This is a genomic window from Sulfitobacter albidus, assembly GCF_018200035.1.
Taxonomy (GTDB): domain Bacteria; phylum Pseudomonadota; class Alphaproteobacteria; order Rhodobacterales; family Rhodobacteraceae; genus Sulfitobacter; species Sulfitobacter albidus.
In genome coordinates this window covers 16,332-36,085 of the sequence record NZ_CP073583.1, presented here as the reverse complement: position 1 = coordinate 36,085, position 19,754 = coordinate 16,332, and the positions used below count along the sequence as shown (strand labels likewise).

Sequence of the window (19,754 nt, the reverse complement as noted above, 5' to 3'; positions counted from 1 at the left end):
GTCCAGATCAGAAGAAGGACATATTGTACATGACACGTGATGTCGTTGATCGGTCAACTAGCGGGCTTCCGGAAGGAGGCAAGGCGCGGCGCGTCTATTTGCAGTTGCGTGACGATATCACGCGGGGGGTGCACGCCGAGGGCGATCTGCTGCCGGGTGAACAAAGGCTTGCTGCGACGCTTGACGTGAGCCGGGTGACCGTGCGCCGCGCGCTTGATGTGCTCGAGGGCGAAGGGCTGGTGGAGCGGCGCGCGGGAGCAGGCACGATGGTCAAACGCCCTGGCCCGATCCCCGGGGTCGCCGCGGATTTTGCGACATTGATGCCGCAGGTCGCGCAGATGGGGGACAATACCACGGCGCGGCTTTTGTCGTTCAGCTATGGCGCGCCGCCCGCCGGTGTCGCGCAGGCCATGCGGGTGGCGCCAGGCACGCGCATGCAGACCGCCGTGCGCCTTCGGCTCATCGAGGATCGTGCGTTTTCGCATCTGACGACCTATGTGCCCGAAGAAATCGCGCAGAACTACACCGAGGCAGAGCTGGCGACGACGCCGCTTTTCCGACTGCTCGAACGGTCGGGCGTTGAGGTCGAAAGCGCGGATCAAAGCGTAACCGCCACGCTCGCCGCCCCGGATGTGGCGGGGCACCTGGGGTTGAGCGTCGGCGCGCCGCTGTTGGCGCTGGACCGGGTGGTGCGGGACGCGCAGGGCAGGGGGGTTGAATACCTCTCCGCGCTCTACCGCCCCGATATGTTCAAGCTGGAGATGACGCTGAGCCGGGTCGGCGCGGGCGAGGGGCGTCACTGGGAGCCGGTGATCAAGCCATCCGTGCCGGAGGCCGCTGCATGAGCCAAACCCTGCTGGATAAGCTGTGGGATGCGCATGAGGTTTTGCGCCGCGAGGATGGGACCTCGTTGATGTGGGTGGACCGGCATCTGGTGCATGAGGGATCGCATCACGCCTTCGCCAAGCTGGCAGGCCGTGAAATGCCCGTCGCCCGGCCCGATCTGACGTTTGGCGTGGTCGATCACTACGCGCCCACGCGCGATGTTGAGGTCGCCGCCGACATCCGCCGCATGATGCGCACGCTGAAGGAAAATGCGCGCGCCACCGGTGTACGTCTGTTCGACCTCAAGGATCCCGAACAGGGGATCGTGCATGTAATTGGCCCGGAACAGAGTCTGACCTTGCCCGGTTTGCTGATCAATTGCGGGGACAGCCATACCTCGACCCACGGCGCGTTTGGGGCGCTTGCCTTTGGCGTGGGTGCGACGGAGGTGGCGCATATCCTCGCCACGCAGACGATCTGGCAAAAGCGGCCCAAGGCGATGCGGATCACCTTTGACGCTGCGCTCGCGCCGGGGGTGACGGCAAAGGACATGGCGCTGCACTGGATCGCGCGGCTGGGCGCCGACGGCGCGCGGGGCCACGCGATTGAATATGCGGGTGAGGCCGTTCGGGCGCTGTCGATGGAAGGGCGCATGACGTTGTGCAACCTCAGCATCGAAGGGGCGGGCGCCTCGGCATGGTGGCGCCCGACGAGGTGACGTTTGACTATCTCAAGGGTCGTCCGTTTGCGCCGAAGGGCGACAGCTGGGACACGGCGGTCGCAGACTGGCGGTCACTGCGTTCGGAGGAGGACGCGTCATTCGACCGTGAGCTGCGGATCGACGCCGCCGCGATTGCGCCGACGGTGACGTGGGGGACCTCTCCTGAAGAGGCATTGCCCATTACAGAGACTGTTCCAGAGCCGTCAGCCCTGGCCGATGGCAAGGCGGAGCACGCGCGCGGCGCGCTCGAATACATGGGATTGGAACCGGGCACACCATTGTCGCAGGTGGCCGTGGATCAGGTGTTTATCGGCAGCTGCACCAACGGGCGCATCGAGGATCTGCGCATGGCGGCCAAGGTGCTGGCCGGAAGGCAGGCGCGGGTGCCGGGGCTCGTCTCGCCCGGCTCTGCGGCAGTGAAACGACAGGCCGAGGCCGAAGGGCTGGCAGAGATATTCGTGCAGGCGGGGCTGGAATGGGCGAATGCGGGCTGTTCGATGTGCGTGGGCATGAACGGCGATCTGGTTGAAGCGGGCAAACGCTGTGCCTCCTCCACCAACCGGAACTTCAAGGGGCGGCAGGGGCGCGGCGCGCGCACCCATCTGATGAGCCCTGCCATGGTCGCCGCCGCCGCCGTCACCGGGCATCTGACCGACGTGCGCCCCTTGTTGGAGGGGCGGGCATGAGCGGCTGGCATGAGATCACGGGGCAGGCGGTGGCACTTGCGCAGGACAACATCGACACCGATCAGCTGATCCCGGCGCGGTTCATGTCGCAGCCGCGCGCGGACGGCTACGGGGACTTCCTGCTGCATGATGTGCGCGGGCAGGGGCATCCGCTGGACGCCGGTACGGTCGAGGTGATCGTCGCGGGCCGCAACTTTGGCAGCGGGTCGAGCCGGGAGGCGGCGGTCTACGCGCTGGTTGATTTTGGCGTGCGCGCGGTGTTTGCGCCGAGCTTCGGCGACATCTTTGCCAGCAATGCCGTGAATAACGGCCTGCTGCCCGCGCGGATCGATGCGGAGACCATTGCGCAGCTACAAAGCGTGCTGGCGGGCGGGCGGGCCGAGGCCCGTGTTGACCTTGCTGCCGGAACGGCGGTGATCGCGGGGCAGGAGGTCGCCTTTGATCTTGATCCCGTCTGGCGCGAAAAACTGATGAACGGCTGGGACGATATTGACCTGACCGCGCAACACGACGCCGAGATATCCGAGTTTGCCGCCGCCCGTGTGGCGGCGTATCCGTGGGCAGTGCCCGCAACCTAAAGACCGACGCAAAAGCGTCACCAAACCAGGGAGAAAGACCAGATGAAACACACGATTTTCGGCGGGATCCTCGCCACGACAGCACTTGCCGGTACGGCCTACGCGCAGGAAACGATCACGGCGGTGCACGCTTTTCCCGAAAGCCTGATCTACACTAAATCCTTCCTCGAATTCGTCGACAAGGTAAATGCGGCGGGCGAAGGCGTTGTGCAGATCGAAGTGCGCGGCGGGCCGGAGGCCATCGGCATGTTCCAGCAACCCGATGCGGTGCGCAACGGCGTGGTCGATATGGTCTATACGCCGGGTTCGTTCTACGCCGGTGCGCTGCCCGAAAAGGACGCGCTTGTGACGTCGAACAAGACCGCTGGCGAGACGCGCGAGAATGGCGGGATCGAGCTGATCGACCAGATCCATCAGGAAAAGATGGGCGTCAAATACCTCGGCTGGTTCGATAGCGGTGTCTGCTATAACCTGTGGACCCGCGACGAGCCGACGCTGGACGATGGTGGCAACCTCGACGTTTCCGGCCTGAAGCTGCGGGGCAACGCGGTCTACAACGCGTTCTTTACCGACTATCTGGGCGCGCAGGTGATCGACCTGCCCACCACCGAAGTCTACTCCGCGCTGGAGCGGGGCGTGGTGGACGCGACGGGCTGGACACAGATCGGCCTGATCGACCTCAAGTGGAACGAGTTTCTGAACTACCGGATCGAGCCGTGCTTTTTCTCGACCGATCTGGGTGTGATCGTGAACCTCGAAAAATGGGACAGCCTGTCGGAAGAGGCGCGCAAGATCGTGCAGGACGTGGCCATCGCCCATGAGGTTGAATCCGCTGAAAACCTTGGCGCCAAGCGCGACGAGGATTTTGCGGCACTCGAAGAGGCCGGGATGCAGGTCGTCACGCTTGAGGGAGAGGCCGCCGATGCCTACCTCGGCGCCGCTGTCGAAAAGACGTGGGACCGCATGAAAGGTCTGATGGAGGAAGCGCCGCAGGGGGCTGACAACTACGACAAGTTGATCGAGCTCTTCTACGACAAGTAAGCCAATCGCGCCGGGGGGAAACCTCCGGCGCATTTCATGCGAGGGATCGGAATGCAGGCGGCAAACAGGCTCTATCTCGGCGTTTTATACGCAATGGCGGGGATCGCGGGGGCGATGCTTGTCTGGCTGATGATCTCGGTCGTGGTATCGGTGACGATGCGCAACCTCGGGATGCAGCCGTTTGCGTGGCTGTTCACCTCAAGCGAATACGCGATCCTGTATATGACGATGCTGGGCGCGCCGTGGTTGGTGCGCGAACGCGGCCATGTGCATATCGAACTGGTAACCGCCGCGCTGCCCGATGGGGCGCGGCGCATCGTCAGCCGGGGCGTGGCGATCACCTGCGTGGCGGTCTGCGCGATGCTCGCCTGGAAGGGGTTTGAGCTGATGCTCACCAATATCGAGCGCAATGATCTGGACGTGCGCGCCTATTATTTCCCCAAGTGGATCCTGACCGCCGCCTTCCCGATCAGTTTCGGGCTGATGGCGATTGAGTTTGCGCGCTTTGTCTTTGGGGCAGAGCTGATGCATTCGGGCGAAGCGGGGATTCACGAGTAATGGAATGGTTCGAAGCGCTTGGCCTGCTGATCGGCTCTATCCTTGTTTTGATGGCGATCGGGATGCCGGTGGCGCTGGCGTTCTTGGCGGCCAATATCATTGGCGCGTGGTTCTTCATGGGCGGCGCGCGGGGCGTGACCCTGATGCTGAACAACGGGTTCGGCGGTCTGACGAATTTCGCGCTGGTGCCGATCCCGCTGTTCCTGCTGATGGGAGAGATCTTTTTCCATACCGGGCTTGGTGCGCGGATGTTCACCGCGATCGACAAGCTGTTGGGCCGTCTGCCGGGGCGGCTGAGCTATGTGACCGTGTTGGGCGGCACCGCGTTTTCGACGCTGTCGGGATCGTCCATGGGATCAACCGCCCTGCTGGGCAGCCTGATGGTGCCCGAGATGACGCAGCGCGGGTACAAGAAACACATGAGCATCGGTCCGATCCTGGGCACCGGGGGGCTGGCGATCATCATCCCGCCCTCCGCGTTGGCCGTGTTGCTGGCAACATTGGCGCGCATCGACGTGGGCGCGTTGCTAATTGCGGGGATCATTCCGGGGTTGATCCTGGCGAGTTTCTACATCGCAACGATTTACATCCAGACCAAGATTGATCCCTCCGCCGCGCCCGCCTACGATGTGGAGCCCTTGAGCACGGGCGCGAAATTCGGGCTGCTGTTCAAGGATATCCTGCCGATGCTGTCGGTCATGGTTCTGATCGTCATCGGCATGGTGGGCGGTTTGATCACTCCTTCCGAGGCGGCGGCGTTTGGCGCGCTGGGGGTACTGATCCTTGCGGTGGTGTTCCGCTGCCTGAGCTGGGAGGCGATGAAGAAATCCATCGTCGGCGCCCTGCGTGTGACGCTGATGGCCTATCTGATCGTCTTCGGCTCGGCCACGTTCAGCCAGCTTTTGGCGTTCTCCGGTGCATCGTCGGGTCTGATCCGCTGGGCCACTTCGTTCGAGCTGGACCCGATTGCGATGCTGCTGGTGATGTTCGCGGTGCTGTTGCTGTTGGGCATGTTCATGGAGCAGATCTCGATGATGTTGCTCACAGTGCCGATTTTCTTCCCGCTGGCGCTGTCGCTGGGGTTCGATCCGATCTGGTTTGCGCTGATCATCCTGCTGGCGCTCGAGATCAGCTTTACCACGCCGCCGTTCGGACTGCTGCTCTTCGTGATGAAAGGGGTGGCCCCCAAGGATACCACCATGCGCGAGATCTACGGTGCGGCGATCCCCTATATGGCCTGTTCGATGCTGCTGGTGGCGCTCTTGATCGTCTTTCCGCAGATCGCGTTGTGGCTGCCCGGGCTATGACGGAGCGGTGAAGGATGAAATTCACCGTATACGAAGGATTTAGCCTGCTTTATGGTGGTGCGAACGGCGGGGGATTCCCGCTTTGTGTTTGGAGTACGTAAAATGCGGTTTGGTTTGATCGGGACGACGGGACTGGCGCTGGTGTTGGCGCTGCCTGTGGCGGCACAGGAGCGATCATTCGAATTCTCGCTGCGCGGCGGCGTGGGTGCGGCACCGGAGTATCCCGGCTCGGATGATTACGAGGCGGTTCCCGATCTTGGCTTTACCTTCGGTGCGCTGCGGTGGGGGAATTTCAGCGCGGGCAACGGCGTGCGGGGTGTTGCGGCAAACGGGTTTGGCGTGCGGGGCGCGTTCAAGGTCATCGGCGGTCGCGATATCGAAGCCCTCGATGAAATCGACACCGCGGTGGAGCTTGGCCTTGGTCTGACATACCAGCAAACGAACTGGCGTGCGTTTGGTGAGGTCCGCAAGGGTGTGACCGGCCATTCGGGCGTGACCGGGACGCTGGGCGCCGATGTGATTTTCCGCGACGCCGAGCGTTGGGTGATCAGCGCCGGACCGCGGGTGAATTTTGGCGACAGTGATTACGCCAATACCTATTTCGGTGTCAGCGGCGTGGAGGCGGCAACATCGTCGCTGAACGCGTTTGACGCGGACGGCGGTGCGCTGGGGGCCGGCATCGAGGTTCAGGGGGCGTACTATCTCGATGATCGCTGGGCGATCGAAGGCGCGGTTTCCTACGAAAAGCTGATCGGCGATGCCGGAGACAGCCCGGTGACGCAGCTTGGCTCGGACGATCAGTTCCGGATCCGCGTGGGGCTGAGCCGCGTGTTCAACCTCAACTTCTAGGCGCCGGCGATGGAGCTGACGGAGGCGATGCAGACCCGCCGCAGCATCCGCGGGTTCCGGGACAAACCGGTCGACCGTGCGCTGCTCGAGGAGATCATCGCACTGGCCAATCGCGCGCCTTCGTCGATGAACACACAGCCGTGGCATTTCCACGTTCTGACCGGCGCCCCGCTTGAGCGGGTGCGGGAGGGGAACTCCACCCGCATGCTCGAAGGGGTGCCGCCGGTGCGCGAGATCGTTGATCACGGTGCCTATGCCGGGCCGCACCGTGATCGCCAAGTCGAGATCGCCAAACAGCTGTTTGCCGCGATGGGCATTGCGCGCGAGGACAAGGAGATGCGGCAGGATTGGGTCATGCGCGGCTTCCGGCAATTCGATGCGCCCGTCAGCATTGTCGTGACCTTCGACAAGAGCCTTGAGGGTGGCACCATCGCGCATTTCGATCTGGGTGCCGTGACCTACGGACTTGTGCTGGCGGCGTGGGAGCGGGGGCTGGGCGCCGTTATCAACGGGCAGGGCATCATGCAAAGCCCGGTCGTGCGCGAGCACGCAAAGATCCCCGAGGATGAAGTTATCATGACCTGTGTGGCGCTCGGCTGGCCGGATGAGGAATTTTCCGCCAACGCGGTCGTCTCGCGCCGCCGCGAGGTGGATGAGGTCGCGCGGTTTGTTGGCTTCGACTGAAGCCGCGTGAATTGGAGGCTTCGGCTGAGAGCCTGTGCTAGCGCGGAAGCTTTGCCACCTGCGCCTGACCGACCTGGCGCACGATGGCGCCGATCTCCATCAATTGCGCGCTGAGCGGACTGGTGCGGCGCCAGACCATGCCGATGGTGCGCTTGGGCCGTGAGGACGTGAAGCGCGCGACCGACAGATCGGCGTTGCGTGTCTCAAGCGGGACGGCCATTTCCGGGATCAGCGTCAGGCCCAGGCCCGCGCTGACCATCTGTACCAGCGTCGACAGCGACGAGCCTTCCATCACCAGACTGGGATCCGAGGGGCGCATGTCGCAAAACGACAGTGCCTGATCGCGAAAGCAGTGCCCCTCTTCGAGCAGCAGCAGCTTCATCTGCGGCAGGGATTCGGGGCTGGGCACGGGGGTATGCGCGTCGGCGTGGCTGCGCACCAGCACGAACTCCTCGTCGAACAAGGCGAATTCCCGCAGCGCAGGCTCCGAGATCGGCAGGGCGGCGACGACAAAATCCAGCCGGGAGTCCAGCAGATCCTTGATCAGCGACTGGGTGATCGATTCGCGCGGCATCAGGTCAAGGTCAGGCAATTGGCGGCCAAGCTCCTGAATGATGGCGGGCAGCAGATAGGGCGCGACGGTGGGAATGATCCCGATGCGCAGCGCCCCTTTCAGCGGCCCCTCGGCAGAGCGGGCAAGCTCGGCCATCTCGTCGACATCGGTGAGGATCCTGCGCGCGCGGGTCAGCACATCGTGGCCCAGCGTGGTCAGCCGGATCTGGCGTGCCGCGCGCTCCACCAGCGGCGCGCCCAGCATCGCCTCAAGCTCCTTGATCTGCACCGACAGGGCGGGCTGCGAGATTGAACACGCCTCCGCCGCGCGGCCAAAATGGCCCAACCGGGCGAGCGCATCGAAATAGCGCAGCTGTTTCAGGGTCACGTTCATCATAACCTGATCCTATCACATCTTTAAGAATAATGAATTGGAATTTATAGCTATAGCGCTGTACCTATATTGCACAAAGACACCCTTTTCAGGAGATCGCACGATGGACGGAAACAGCATTCACGGAATGGGCGGCTGCCCGGTCAACCACGGTGGCAACACCGGTATGGACAAGCCTGTCACCAAATGGTGGCCCAATGCCCTGAACCTCGACATCCTGCACCAGCACGGTGCGCGCACCAACCCGATGGATGCGGATTACAACCATCGCGAAGCGGTGAAGGGTCTGGATTTTGAGGCCGTGAAGGCCGACGTCAAAGCCTTGCTGACCGAAAGCCAGGATTGGTGGCCCGCCGATTGGGGCCACTACGGGGGCCTGATGATCCGCCTTGCGTGGCACTCCGCCGGTTCCTACCGCATGCAGGACGGTCGCGGCGGTGCGGCGGGCGGCAACATCCGTTTTGCGCCGCTGAACTCCTGGCCCGATAACGCCAGCCTCGACAAGGCGCGCCGCCTGCTGTGGCCGGTGAAGAAGAAATACGGCAACGCCCTGTCCTGGGCGGATCTGATCATCCTGTCGGGCAACATGGCCTACGAATCCATGGGTCTGAAACCCTTTGGCTTTGGCTTCGGTCGTGAGGATATCTGGGGCCCCGAGAAGGACGTGTATTGGGGATCCGAAGACGAGTGGCTGGCACCATCTGAAGGCCGGTATGGCGATCTTGAAGACGCCTCCACGCTGGAAAACCCGCTGTCGGCGGTACACATGGGCCTGATCTATGTGAACCCCGAGGGCGTGAACGGCCAGCCCGACCCGGCGCGCACCGCATTGCACGTGCGCGAAACCTTCGCGCGCATGGCGATGAATGACGAAGAGACCGCAGCCCTGACCTGTGGCGGTCACACCGTCGGCAAGGCGCACGGTGCCACGGCAGAGCTGTCGATCGGCGTTGAGCCCGAAGCGGCCCCCTACGAGCAGCAGGGCTTTGGCTGGCACAACCCAGACCACGGCGGCAGCGCGGCCAAATCCTTTACCTCCGGGATCGAAGGCGCCTGGACCAAGCATCCGACGCAGTTCGACATGGGGTATTTCGACTACCTGTTCAACTACGAGTGGGAGCTTACGAAATCCCCCGCCGGTGCGTGGCAGTGGGCGCCTGTCGACATGCCAGACAGCGAAAAGCCCGTTGATGCCGGTGGCAGTGGTGCGGCCCAGATGCCGATGATGACCGACGCCGACATGGCGATGAAGGTTGACCCGATCTACAACGAGATCTGCCAGCGGTTTGCCAAAGACGAGGCCTATTTCCGCGACACCTTCGCGCGCGCCTGGTTCAAGCTGACGCACCGCGACATGGGTCCGCGCGTCAACTACTACGGCCCCGATGTCCCCGCCGAAGATCTGATTTGGCAGGATCCGATCCCCGCCGGTGCGACCGATTACGACGTCGATGCGGTCAAGGCAAAGATTGCCGACAGCGGGCTTTCCGCCGTCGATCTGATCACCACCGCCTGGGACAGCGCGCGGACCTTCCGTGGTTCTGACAAGCGCGGCGGGGCCAATGGTGCCCGCATCCGTCTGGCACCGCAAAAGGACTGGGCGGGCAACGAGCCGCAGCGTCTGGCAAAGGTGCTCGGCATTCTTGAGCCGATTGCGGCGGAAACCGGCGCCTCCATCGCGGATGTGATCGTGCTGGGTGGCAACGTCGGGCTTGAGCAGGCGCTCAAGGCCGGTGGCCAGTCGGTTGATGTGCCCTTTGCCCCCGGTCGCGGTGACGCTGACGACGCTATGACAGAGACCGAGAGCTTTGACGTGCTAGAGCCGGTCGCGGATGGGTTCCGAAACTGGAAGAAAGACGAATACGCCGTCTCTGCCGAGGAAATGCTGCTGGACCGTGCGCAGCTGATGGGTCTGACGGCAGCCGAGGTGACGGTGCTGCTGGGTGGTCTGCGCGTGATCGGCGCCAACCACGGCGGGGCCAAACACGGTGTGTTCACCGACCGGGAGGGCGCGCTGACCACGGATTTCTTCGTGAACCTCACGGATATGTCCAACAGCTGGCACCCGTTGGACGACGGCACCTACGAAATCCGCGACCGTGCCAGCGGTGAGATCAAGTGGACCGCTACAAGCGCCGATCTGGTGTTCGGGTCCAACTCGATCCTGCGCAGCTATGCCGAGGTCTACGCACAGGACGACAATCACGAAAAGTTCGCCCGTGATTTTGTTGCTGCCTGGACAAAGGTGATGAACGCGGATCGCTTCGATCTGGTTGCCTAAGACAAAGGCCCGGAGTTTCCGGGCTTTTCACAAAGAAAATCTGTAGCGCGGGCCGGAAACGGTGCCGCGCTACAGTTTGTTGACGGGCACCTTGATCATCATGTTGCCATCGGCGTCACGCGGCACTTCGCCCGCGCGCATGTTGACCTGCAATGCGGGAATGATGAGGCCCGGCATGGACAGCTGCGCGTCTCGCTCGGTTCGCATCTTTACAAACGCTTCGCGGCTGGCGCCTTGACCGACGTGAATATTGGCCGCGCGTTGTTCGCCCACAGTCGTCTCCCACGCGATGGCACGGCCATTGGGGCCGTAGTCATGGCACACAAACAGGCGGACGTCGTCGGGCAGGCTCAAAACCCGCTGAATGGAATCGTAGAGCTGCCCCGCGTCCCCGCCCGGAAAATCGGCGCGCGCCGAGCCGCCGTCGGGCATAAACAGCGTATCACCGGCAAAGGCCGCATCGCCCATTACATGCACCATGCAGGCGGGTGTGTGTCCCGGCGTGTGCAACGCGAAACAGGGCATCCCGCCCACGGTATAGGTGTCGCCGTCGCTGAACAGCGCGTCGAACTGCGAGCCATCGCGCTGGAAGGCTGTCCCCTCGTTGAATACCTTTCCAAAGGTTTCCTGCACCGTCTGGATATGCTCGCCGATGCCAATCTTGCCGCCCAGCCGTTCCTGGATGTAGGGCGCGCCCGAGAGGTGATCGGCGTGCACGTGGGTCTCGATGATCCATTCAAGCGTCAGCTTTTCGCGGGTGATATGCGCGATTATCTCATCCGCGCAGGAAAAGCTGAGCCGCCCGGCGGGGTAGTCGAAATTCATCACCGCATCGATGACCGCACAGGCGCTGCTCGCGGGATCCTTGACCACATAGCTGATCGTATTTGACTGCGTGTCAAAGAACGAGGTGACTGCCGGATGGTGGTCGAGGTGAAGTTGGGGCATCATGGGTCGGATCCTCCTTGAGCATAGCAGACCATCGCGCCGCGCCTGCGTCAACGCGGGCTATTTCTTTGCGATCGTCTCGACAGGGCCGCCCTGGTCTGCCCAGCTTGAGAACCCCTCGCGCAGGTGCGATGCCTTGAACCCCATATCCGCAAGCGTCGCCACCGTCAGCGCAGAGCGCCAGCCGGAGGCGCAGTGAAAGACGTATCTCTTGTCTTCCTGTGCAAAAACGTCCTTGAAATACGGGCTGTCCGGATCGACCCAGAATTCGATCATCCCGCGCGGCGCGTGTATCGATCCCGGAATCGCGCCGCTGCGCTGACGCTCGCGGATGTCGCGGATATCGACGATGACGACATCGGGATCGTCGAGCATGGCAATCAGATCTGGGGTCTCAACCTCATCGATCCGCGCGCGGGCGGCGGCGACCATCTGCGCGGCGGTTGTCGTGAGCTGTGGCATGGGTGTGTTTCCTGTGCAGGGGTCCATACTGCAGCTGTCCATAGATATTTGAATCATGCAACTGTGCGTTTTGAACCTGAATAATAATTACATAAAACGGATTAGAAGCGAAATCGTACCGTGCCAAGATTGCGAAACGTGGTTCCATTCTGCGGGATTGGCACGCGGGATTTTTCCGCATAAGCTATCCTTCGAGGAGAGTCGTGGCCCCGCCGGAAGAGCGGTGTCGCTGCCCCGACGACTTGGGAGGGTCATCATGAAACACCGGTCAATCGCCGCAGCGGCGGCCGCATGAGTGGCATGACGCCTGAAGAGGCCGTGGCGCATGTGGTCGCGACAAACCCGACGTTTGCGGTCGCTCCGACGGATGTCGACGGCGTCACGTTTCGCGCTTTTCAGAACATTCCGCCAAACGTCCCCGCCCTGATGGCTGCCGGTCACGCGCAGCATGCCGATGGCACCCTGCCCTATCTTTTGTACGAAGGGGAGCGGTGGACCTACGCGCAGTTCTGCGCGGAAGTGCGGCGCATGGCGCAGGTGCTTGCCACCAGTTTTACCGTCGGTCCGGGTGACCGTGTCGCCATCGCGATGCGCAACTACCCCGAGCTCTTGGCCTCGGTCCTCGCGATTTCCTCTACCGGCGCGACAGTGGTTTTCGTGAATGCGTGGTGGACCACGACCGAACTGCACTATGCCCTGGAAGACAGCGGCGCGCGGCTGGTGATAGCCGACGGTCCGCGCGTCGAACGGTTGGGCCCGCTCGTCGATGAATTGGGTTTGACGGTGATCGGGGTGCGCGATGGTGCCGGGGCGGCCGCGCACAGCTACGCCGATTTATTGAACGCCGCGCAAAGCGATGCGCCGCTGAGCGTGGCGATTGCGCCGGACGATGATTTTGCGGTGATGTATTCCTCGGGCACCACGGGGCAGCCCAAGGGCGTCGTGCAGACCCACCGCGGCGCGACAAACGCGGTGTTCAGCTGGCTGATGCAAGCGGTGATTGCGCCGCTGGTCGACCCGCCCGCGCCGGATGCTCCGCCCGCCCCGCGCCCCTCTGCGCTGGTGGTCACACCGCTGTTTCACGTCACCGCCACGCATCCGCTGTTTCTGCTGAGCCTTGTCGCGGGCGCGCATATCACCTTAATGCACAAATGGGACGCCGCCGAGGCCGTGCGCCTGATCGAGGCGGAGAAGATCACGCGTTTCCTTAGCGTGCCCACCCAATCGGCAGAGCTGATGGAGGCCGCGCGCACGGCGGAGACGCGGTTGGAAACGCTCGATTATCTCGGCTCCGGCGGGGCAAAGCGGCCCGGCGCGCAGGTGGCGCAGTTGGCGGAGGCCTTTCCCAACGCGGGTATCGCCACCGGCTGGGGCATGACCGAGACCAACGCGTTGGGGATCGGGATGATCGGGGACGACTACCTCAACCGTCCCGAAAGCGCGGGCAAGCTGCACCCGCCGGTGCAAGAGCTGCGGTTGCTGGACGATGACGGCAACGATGTGGCGCTGGGGCAGCTGGGTGAGATCACGGTGAAATCCCCCGCCAACATGCGCTGCTATCTGAACAAGCCCGAGGCGACGGCGGAGGTCTTGCAGGACGGCTGGCTGCGTACCGGGGATCTCGCCGTGATGGATGCCGAGGGCTATGTCACCATCCTGGACCGCAAGAAAAACATCATCATCCGGGGCGGCGAAAACATCGCCTGTCTGGATGTGGAGGGCGCGCTGCACCGCTTGCCGCAGGTGATGGAGGCCTGCGCCTTTTCGGTGCCCGATGACCGGCTGGGCGAGGTGGTGGGCGCCGCTGTGCAACTGCGCGCGGGCACCAGCCTGAGCGTGGACGAGATGGCGCAGGCGCTAGACGGGCAGATCGCGAAATTCAAGCTGCCGGTGCAGCTGTGGACACAGGACACGCCGCTGATGCGGGGTGCTACGGACAAGATTGACAGGCGCGGATTGCAAGCGGCCTGTCTGCAAAAGGAAAAGACATGACACCAAGCGAAGAACAGATCGGCGCCTATATCGCCGAGGCGGGCAAACAAGCGTGGGCGGTTCCGGGCCTTGATGCCAGCCAAAAGCGCGAGATCAAATCCGTGGGCATCATCGGCGCGGGCACCATGGGCGGCGGGATCGCGATGAATTTCGCCACCGCGGGCTATCCCATCACCATCGTCGAGACAAAGCAGGAGGCGCTGGAGCGGGGCCTGAAGGTCGTGCGCGGCAACTACCAACGCTCCGCCGACAAGGGGCGTTTCCCGCAGGACGAGGTCGAGGCGCGCATGGCGCGTTTTGATGGCAAGCTTGAGCTGGCGGCCCTTGCCGACTGCGATCTGGTGATCGAAGCGGTGTTCGAGGATATGGAGCTAAAGCGCACCATCTTCACCGAGCTTGACCGCGTGATGAAGCCGGGCGCGATCCTCGCCACCAACACCTCGGCGCTGAATATCGACGAGATTGCGGGCATGACCGGGCGTCCGCAGGACGTGATCGGGCTGCACTTCTTTTCGCCGGCCAATGTGATGAAGCTGCTGGAAATCGTGCGGGCCAAGCATACGGCGGATGATGTCGTGGCGACCTGCATGGATCTGGCAAAAGACATCAACAAGATCGCGACGCTTGTGGGCGTCTGCCCCGGCTTTGTCGGAAACCGGATGCTGTTCATGCGCCAGCGGCAGGCGAACAAGCTGTTGCAGGCAGGGCTGATGCCCTGGGACGTGGATGCAGCACTCAATGCCTTCGGGTTCAAGATGGGGCCGTTCCAGATGAGCGATCTGGCGGGCCTCGACATCGGGTGGAGCAAGGGGGCCACCACCGACAATCCCATCCGCGACGCGCTGTGCGAGATGGATCGCCGGGGGCAAAAGACGCAAGCCGGTTTCTACGACTACGATGAAAACCGCCGGCCCGTGCCGTCCGACAAGGTGGCCGAGGTCATCCGCGACATTACCGGGGCCAGTGCATCCACCATCTCGCAGGAAGAGATCATCGAGATTTGCATTTATCCGATGATCAACGAAGGTGTGAAGATCCTCGAAGAGAACAAGGCGCAGCGCCCGTCGGACATCGATGTGGTCTGGCTCAATGGCTACGGCTGGCCTGCGGATAAAGGCGGGCCGATGTTCTACGGCGATATGGTCGGCGCGCAGGTGGTGCTGGCCCGGATGGAGAAACTGGGCGCGGAAGACGCCGATTTTGCCCCCGCCGCTTTGCTGCGCAAACTGGCCGAGGACGGCGGCAAATTCACCGAGATCGACACCGGAGGGCTCAAGGTATGAGCTATGATTTCATCACCACCGAAAAGCACGGGCATATCCTGAAGGTCACGATGAACCGGCCCGATGTCTACAACGCCGTGCACGCCGACATGCACCACGAGATGGCGGCGTGCTGGGATGACTTCGCCGCCGACCGGGATCTGTGGGTCGCCGTGCTGACCGGCGCGGGCGACAAGGCGTTCAGCGCGGGCAACGACCTGAAGGCGACCGCCACGGGCGGTAACGCACGCGGGATGCCGGACAGTGGGTTTGCGGGGCTGTCGTCACGCTTTGATCTGGAAAAACCGATCATTGCCGCCGTGAACGGATTTGCCATGGGCGGCGGGTTTGAGACGGCGCTGTCGTGTGATATCCTGATCGCCTCCGAGAACGCAAAATTCGCGCTGCCCGAGGTGAAGGTTGGCTTTTTCGCCGCCGCCTCCGGCGTGCAGCGTCTGTCGCGCTACATCGGGCGGCTCGCCGCGCAGGAGATGATGTTTACCGGCCGCACCATCATGGCGGATGAGGCGCTGGCGATGGGCTGCGTCAATCAAGTGGTGCCGCACGGCGATCTGATGGATGTGGCTATGGCCAAGGCCGAGGAGTTGTGTACCGTGTCCCCATCGGCGGTGAAGGCCACCAAACGTGTGCTCAACGAGATGGCAAAGGCCGACGGCATGGCCGCCAGCATCGGATTTTCCCGCGAGGTGATCGCGGATCTGAGCAAGACCGAAGATTTCAAGGAAGGCGTGCAAGCCTTCGTCGAGAAACGCAAACCCGAATGGGTCAACAAATAGGGAGACGACACAATGCTGGATTCTGGTGCCACACCGAGTGGAATGAACAACCTCGAGATGTCCGAAAAAGCGCGACCGTTGCTGAACGCCGTGATCAAGCACATCCGCGAAAACGTCGATCCGATCACGGAGGAGTTCTATCGCCTTGGCGAGGGCCGCGCGGATCGGTGGTCCTATGCCCCGGGTCAGCTTGAGCTGCTGGAGACCGCCAAGCAAAAGGCGCGCGACAACGGGCTGTGGAATTTCTTTTTGCCCAATGCGGAGACCGGCGAGGGTCTGAGCAATCTCGACTACGCCTACATCGCCGCCGAACTGGGCAAAAGCCCGTTGGCGAGCGAGAGCCTCAACTGCTCTGCCCCCGATACCGGCAACATGGAAGTGTTGGAGCGGATCGGCACCAAAGAGCAAAAGGAGCAATGGCTCAAGCCGCTGTTGCGCGGTGAGATCCGCAGCGCGTTCGCCATGACGGAGCCGGATATGGCCTCGTCCGATGCCAAGAATATCAGCACGTCTGCGGTGCTGGAGAATGGCGAATGGGTCATCAACGGGGAGAAATACTATATCTCCGGCGCGGGCGATCCGCGTTGCAAGATCATGATCACGATGGTGAAAACCTCTCCCGATGCCGAGCCCTTCCGCCAGCAAAGCCAGATCCTTGTGCCCATCGACACGCCGGGTGTCGAGATCGTCGGCCCCATGCACGTCTTTGGCCATGATGATGCGCCTCACGGCCACATGCACATCCGGTTCAAGAACGTGCGCGTGCCCGAGGAAAACATCCTCTGGGGTGAGGGCCGTGGGTTCGAGATCAGCCAGGTCCGGCTTGGGCCAGGCCGCATCCACCACTGCATGCGCTCCATCGGGGCGGCGGAAAAGGCGCTGGATCTGATGATCGAACGCGGCCTGTCGCGCGAGGCCTTCGGCAAGAAGATCATTGATCTGGGCAAGAACATGGAAACGATTTCGCGCGCGAAGATCGAGATAGAAGCGATGCGCCTGATGGTGCTCAAGGCGGCCAAGGCGATGGATACGCTGGGCAACAAGGAAGCGCGCATCTGGGTCAGCATGATCAAGGCGATGGTGCCGGAGAAGGTCTGCAACATCATCGACGAGGCGATGCAGGTGCACGGTGCGACGGGCATCAGCCAATGGTCGCCCCTGTCGGGCATGTATACCGCACAGCGCACGCTGCGCTATGCGGATGGCCCCGATGAGGTGCACCACCACGTGATCGCGCGCGCCGAGGTGAAGGATTACCAATCCTCCAACGCCCGCACCGACCGCGCGCGCAGCGAAATCGCCACGGGCCGCACGCGGAGCGGCGTGTGAGCGCGTTGTTTGATCTGACCGGCAAGGTGGCGCTGCTTACTGGCGCCTCCAAGGGGATGGGGCTGGCGATGGCCACGGCGCTGGCCGAACACGGTGCCACCGTCGTCATCTCTGCGCGCAAGCAGGATCAGCTGGACGCCGCTGCCGAGGGGATCAACGCCCTCGGCAAAGGCACCGCGCACGCAATTGCCTGCAATGTCGGCTACAAGGATCAGCTGCAAGCGCTGGTCGATCAAACGCACGACCGCGCGGGGCTGATCGACGTGGTGATCGGGAATGCGGGCGTGAACCCCTACTACGGCGTCACGTCCGAGATCCCCGACGATGCCTATGACAAGACCATGAACGCCAACGTGAAATCCAACCTGTGGCTCGCACAGATGGTGGCGCCGGATATGGTGGCCAACGGCGGCGGCTCCATGGCGTTCACCTCGTCGATCGGCGCGTTCAAACCATCTGTGATGCTGGGCACCTACGGGATGTCCAAACTGGCGCTGATCGGGCTGTGCCGTAACCTCGCGGCTGAGTTCGGCCCCAAGGGTATCCGTTTCAACGCAATCTGCCCCGGTCTGGTGAAGACCGAATTCGCGCGGGAGCTGTGGGACAACCCCGAGGTCGCCAAGCGGATCGAGAACGAAATCCCCCTGCGCCGTCTGGGTGAGCCGGAGGATTTTGCCGGGCTTGCGGTCTTCATCGCCTCGGACGCCAGCAAATACATGACCGGGCAGGCGCTGACCGTTTGCGGCGGCTCGAATATGTGGACCTGATATGGAACTCAAGGACAGGATCATTGTCGTCACCGGGGCGGCCTCGGGCATCGGGCGGGCCATGTGCCTGCGTTTTGCCGAAGAGGGCGCGCGCTATATCGCCTGTGTTGACCGGGATCTGAAAGGCGCCGAAGAGACGGCGGCGATGATGGGCGGCACGGCCTACCGGGTCGATGTTGCGATCAAGGATCAGATCACGGCGATGATTGACGCGGTTGAGGACATCGGTCCGATTGATCTCTTCTGCTCGAACGCCGGGATCTCGGTCGCGGGCGGTGTCGAGGTGCCCGACGACGACTGGCAGCGCATCTGGGAGATCAACGTGATGTCCCACGTCTGGGCCGCGCGCCATCTGGTGCCGCTGATGTCCGCGCGCGGGGGTGGCTATCTGCTCAACACCGCGTCGGCGGCGGGGCTGCTCAACCAGATCGGCAGCGCGCCCTACGGGGTGACGAAACACGCGGCCGTGGGACTGGCCGAATGGCTGGCGCTGACCTACGGCGATCAGGGGATCAAGGTGTCCGTCCTGTGTCCGCAGGCCGTGCGCACGGAAATGACCCGGGGCCACGAGGATCACGTCGCCGCCATCGACGGCATGATGGAGCCCGGCCCCGTCGCCGAGGCCTGCGTCACAACTATTCGTGATGAGACGTTTCTTGTGCTGCCGCACAAAGAGGTCGAAACCTACATGAAGAACAAGACCGACAATTACGACCGCTGGATCGGCGGGATGCGCAAGCTCAACCGCCGTTTCGGTGCGTTCGACACTTAGGACAGGAACAAGAGAATGATCGGATACGTGACAATCGGTGTGCGCGACATGGAGCGCGCCAAGGCCTTCTACGCCAACCTCTTCGAGGGCAAAGGTGGCAAGGTCGTCATCGACAACGGGCGCATCGCGTTCATCTCGGTCGCGCGCGGTCAGCCGATGGTCGCCGTGTGCGAGCCCTACGACAAGGGCGACCCGGCGCCCGGCAACGGGACGATGATCGCCTTCACCGCAGACACCAAGCAAGAGGCCGACCAGATGCACGCCCGCGCGCTTGAACTGGGCGCCACCGACGACGGCGCCCCGGGCCAGCGCATCCCCGACAGGTTCTACGGCGCCTACGTGCGCGACCCGGACGGCAACAAGCTGTGCTTTTTTGTCTTTGGTTAAACGCCGTCGATCAGGATATCGAGCGCGCGTTTGAGCGCATCACGCTCGGGCGCCAGTGACAACACCGGCGGGCCAAGAATGGCCCCCGGCACGGCGGCAAGCTCCTGCATGCGCACGATATAGCGGGTGTCGTCGATGTCGACCGAGGGGGTGAGGCCCGGAAACTCCGCGTAGCGTGCGGCGATCCGCAAGGGGGCGACCAGACGCGTCGCGTCTATCCCGATCAGATCGGTCTGCATGTCCACCACCAGCTGCCCGCCGTCCAGCCGGTGCACATCGAACTGCGCCACGTCAGAAGCTGCGGTATCTGGCGAGGGCCGGCCCCTCGCCCGCGATCTCGGCCTCGTAGGTTTCCAGTGCACCGGCGTTTTGCTGCCGCCACAGGCGGTTACGCTCGGCCTTGGCGGCCTGCTCAATCGCGGCCTCCGCGAGGCGCGACATATTCAACCCCAGCGCCCGCGCCTCATCGGCGATCTGCGCGTCCAGCGTCATATTGACCTTGATCCGGCCCATCGCAGGCGTCTCCATCATGCGTATAGGTTAGGAGTATAAGCACGGCGTG

General features: G+C 63.1%; 20 protein-coding genes and 1 pseudogene. 16 read left to right on the top strand and 5 right to left on the bottom strand.

Going from position 1 to position 19,754, the window contains the following annotated elements; all coding sequences use genetic code 11:
• Positions 1–29: 29 nt before the first annotated feature.
• From KDD17_RS17890 to KDD17_RS17855, 8 genes and pseudogenes are all read left to right on the top strand, one after another.
• A complete protein-coding gene (locus tag KDD17_RS17890) occupies positions 30–845 on the top strand; it encodes a GntR family transcriptional regulator (RefSeq protein ID WP_212706495.1) in 816 nt (271 codons plus the stop codon).
• Positions 842–2,232, top strand: a pseudogene (gene leuC, locus KDD17_RS17885) (3-isopropylmalate dehydratase large subunit). Before KDD17_RS17890 ends, leuC begins: the two are co-directional and overlap by 4 nt.
• Positions 2,229–2,810 (top strand): 3-isopropylmalate dehydratase small subunit, encoded by a 582-nt coding sequence (leuD, locus tag KDD17_RS17880; RefSeq protein WP_212706494.1) that lies wholly within the window; start codon positions 2,229–2,231, stop codon positions 2,808–2,810. Before leuC ends, leuD begins: the two are co-directional and overlap by 4 nt.
• A gap of 42 nt (positions 2,811–2,852) precedes the next feature.
• Positions 2,853–3,851: a TRAP transporter substrate-binding protein DctP gene (gene dctP / locus KDD17_RS17875; RefSeq protein WP_212706493.1), complete on the top strand. Its 999-nt coding sequence runs from the start codon at positions 2,853–2,855 to the stop codon at positions 3,849–3,851.
• 51 nt (positions 3,852–3,902) lie between these two features.
• Positions 3,903–4,409, top strand: coding sequence for a TRAP transporter small permease (locus KDD17_RS17870; RefSeq protein WP_212706507.1), 507 nt, complete (start codon positions 3,903–3,905; stop codon positions 4,407–4,409).
• Positions 4,409–5,716, top strand: a complete 1,308-nt coding sequence (locus KDD17_RS17865) for a TRAP transporter large permease (protein ID WP_212706492.1) — start codon at positions 4,409–4,411, stop codon at positions 5,714–5,716. The genes KDD17_RS17870 and KDD17_RS17865 overlap by 1 nt, the downstream gene beginning before the upstream one ends.
• Positions 5,717–5,818: 102 nt before the next feature.
• A complete protein-coding gene (locus KDD17_RS17860) occupies positions 5,819–6,565 on the top strand; it encodes a MipA/OmpV family protein (RefSeq protein ID WP_212706491.1) in 747 nt (248 codons plus the stop codon).
• 9 nt (positions 6,566–6,574) lie between these two features.
• Positions 6,575–7,249 carry a nitroreductase gene (locus tag KDD17_RS17855; RefSeq protein ID WP_212706490.1) on the top strand — a complete coding sequence of 225 codons (675 nt, stop codon included), beginning with the start codon at positions 6,575–6,577 and terminating at the stop codon, positions 7,247–7,249.
• Between the two features lie 37 nt (positions 7,250–7,286).
• On the opposite strand, the gene KDD17_RS17850 is transcribed toward KDD17_RS17855, so the two are convergent.
• Positions 7,287–8,198 (bottom strand): hydrogen peroxide-inducible genes activator, encoded by a 912-nt coding sequence (locus tag KDD17_RS17850; RefSeq protein WP_212706489.1) that lies wholly within the window; start codon positions 8,196–8,198, stop codon positions 7,287–7,289.
• Between the two features lie 100 nt (positions 8,199–8,298).
• Between KDD17_RS17850 and katG the strand changes: the two genes are divergently transcribed.
• The gene (katG, locus tag KDD17_RS17845; protein WP_212706488.1) at positions 8,299–10,476 is read left to right on the top strand and encodes a catalase/peroxidase HPI; all 2,178 of its coding nucleotides are present in this window, start codon (positions 8,299–8,301) and stop codon (positions 10,474–10,476) included.
• A 69-nt stretch (positions 10,477–10,545) separates the two neighbouring features.
• Here the strand turns inward: katG and KDD17_RS17840 are convergent, their stop codons facing one another.
• Both KDD17_RS17840 and KDD17_RS17835 read right to left on the bottom strand, forming a co-directional pair.
• Positions 10,546–11,427, bottom strand: a complete 882-nt coding sequence (locus KDD17_RS17840; RefSeq protein ID WP_431358166.1) for an MBL fold metallo-hydrolase — start codon at positions 11,425–11,427, stop codon at positions 10,546–10,548.
• A gap of 57 nt (positions 11,428–11,484) precedes the next feature.
• Complete coding sequence (locus tag KDD17_RS17835) at positions 11,485–11,886, bottom strand: rhodanese-like domain-containing protein (RefSeq protein WP_212706487.1); 402 nt, start codon at positions 11,884–11,886, stop codon at positions 11,485–11,487.
• 291 nt (positions 11,887–12,177) lie between these two features.
• Between KDD17_RS17835 and KDD17_RS17830 the strand changes: the two genes are divergently transcribed.
• From KDD17_RS17830 to KDD17_RS17800, 7 genes are read left to right on the top strand one after another with little or no spacing between them, the layout of a single operon-like run.
• Entirely contained in the window at positions 12,178–13,878 is a 1,701-nt protein-coding gene (locus KDD17_RS17830; protein WP_212706486.1) for a class I adenylate-forming enzyme family protein, read from the top strand.
• Positions 13,875–15,161 (top strand): 3-hydroxyacyl-CoA dehydrogenase, encoded by a 1,287-nt coding sequence (locus tag KDD17_RS17825; protein ID WP_212706485.1) that lies wholly within the window; start codon positions 13,875–13,877, stop codon positions 15,159–15,161. Before KDD17_RS17830 ends, KDD17_RS17825 begins: the two co-directional genes overlap by 4 nt.
• Positions 15,158–15,937, top strand: coding sequence for an enoyl-CoA hydratase-related protein (locus KDD17_RS17820; RefSeq protein ID WP_212706484.1), 780 nt, complete (start codon positions 15,158–15,160; stop codon positions 15,935–15,937). Before KDD17_RS17825 ends, KDD17_RS17820 begins: the two co-directional genes overlap by 4 nt.
• 42 nt (positions 15,938–15,979) lie before the next feature.
• Complete coding sequence (locus KDD17_RS17815) at positions 15,980–17,266, top strand: acyl-CoA dehydrogenase family protein (protein ID WP_212706483.1); 1,287 nt, start codon at positions 15,980–15,982, stop codon at positions 17,264–17,266.
• Positions 17,263–18,033, top strand: coding sequence for an SDR family NAD(P)-dependent oxidoreductase (locus KDD17_RS17810; RefSeq protein WP_254797007.1), 771 nt, complete (start codon positions 17,263–17,265; stop codon positions 18,031–18,033). The genes KDD17_RS17815 and KDD17_RS17810 overlap by 4 nt, the downstream gene beginning before the upstream one ends.
• 1 nt (position 18,034) lies before the next feature.
• Positions 18,035–18,805 carry an SDR family oxidoreductase gene (locus KDD17_RS17805; RefSeq protein ID WP_212706482.1) on the top strand — a complete coding sequence of 257 codons (771 nt, stop codon included), beginning with the start codon at positions 18,035–18,037 and terminating at the stop codon, positions 18,803–18,805.
• Between the two features lie 15 nt (positions 18,806–18,820).
• Complete coding sequence (locus KDD17_RS17800; RefSeq protein WP_212706481.1) at positions 18,821–19,192, top strand: VOC family protein; 372 nt, start codon at positions 18,821–18,823, stop codon at positions 19,190–19,192.
• Here the strand turns inward: KDD17_RS17800 and KDD17_RS17795 are convergent.
• Together KDD17_RS17795 and KDD17_RS17790 are read right to left on the bottom strand one after the other, a co-directional pair.
• Entirely contained in the window at positions 19,189–19,482 is a 294-nt protein-coding gene (locus KDD17_RS17795; RefSeq protein ID WP_212706480.1) for a CcdB family protein, read from the bottom strand. The genes KDD17_RS17800 and KDD17_RS17795 overlap by 4 nt on opposite strands.
• A gap of 1 nt (position 19,483) precedes the next feature.
• Positions 19,484–19,723 carry a type II toxin-antitoxin system CcdA family antitoxin gene (locus KDD17_RS17790; protein ID WP_254797006.1) on the bottom strand — a complete coding sequence of 80 codons (240 nt, stop codon included), beginning with the start codon at positions 19,721–19,723 and terminating at the stop codon, positions 19,484–19,486.
• Positions 19,724–19,754: the final 31 nt, after the last annotated feature.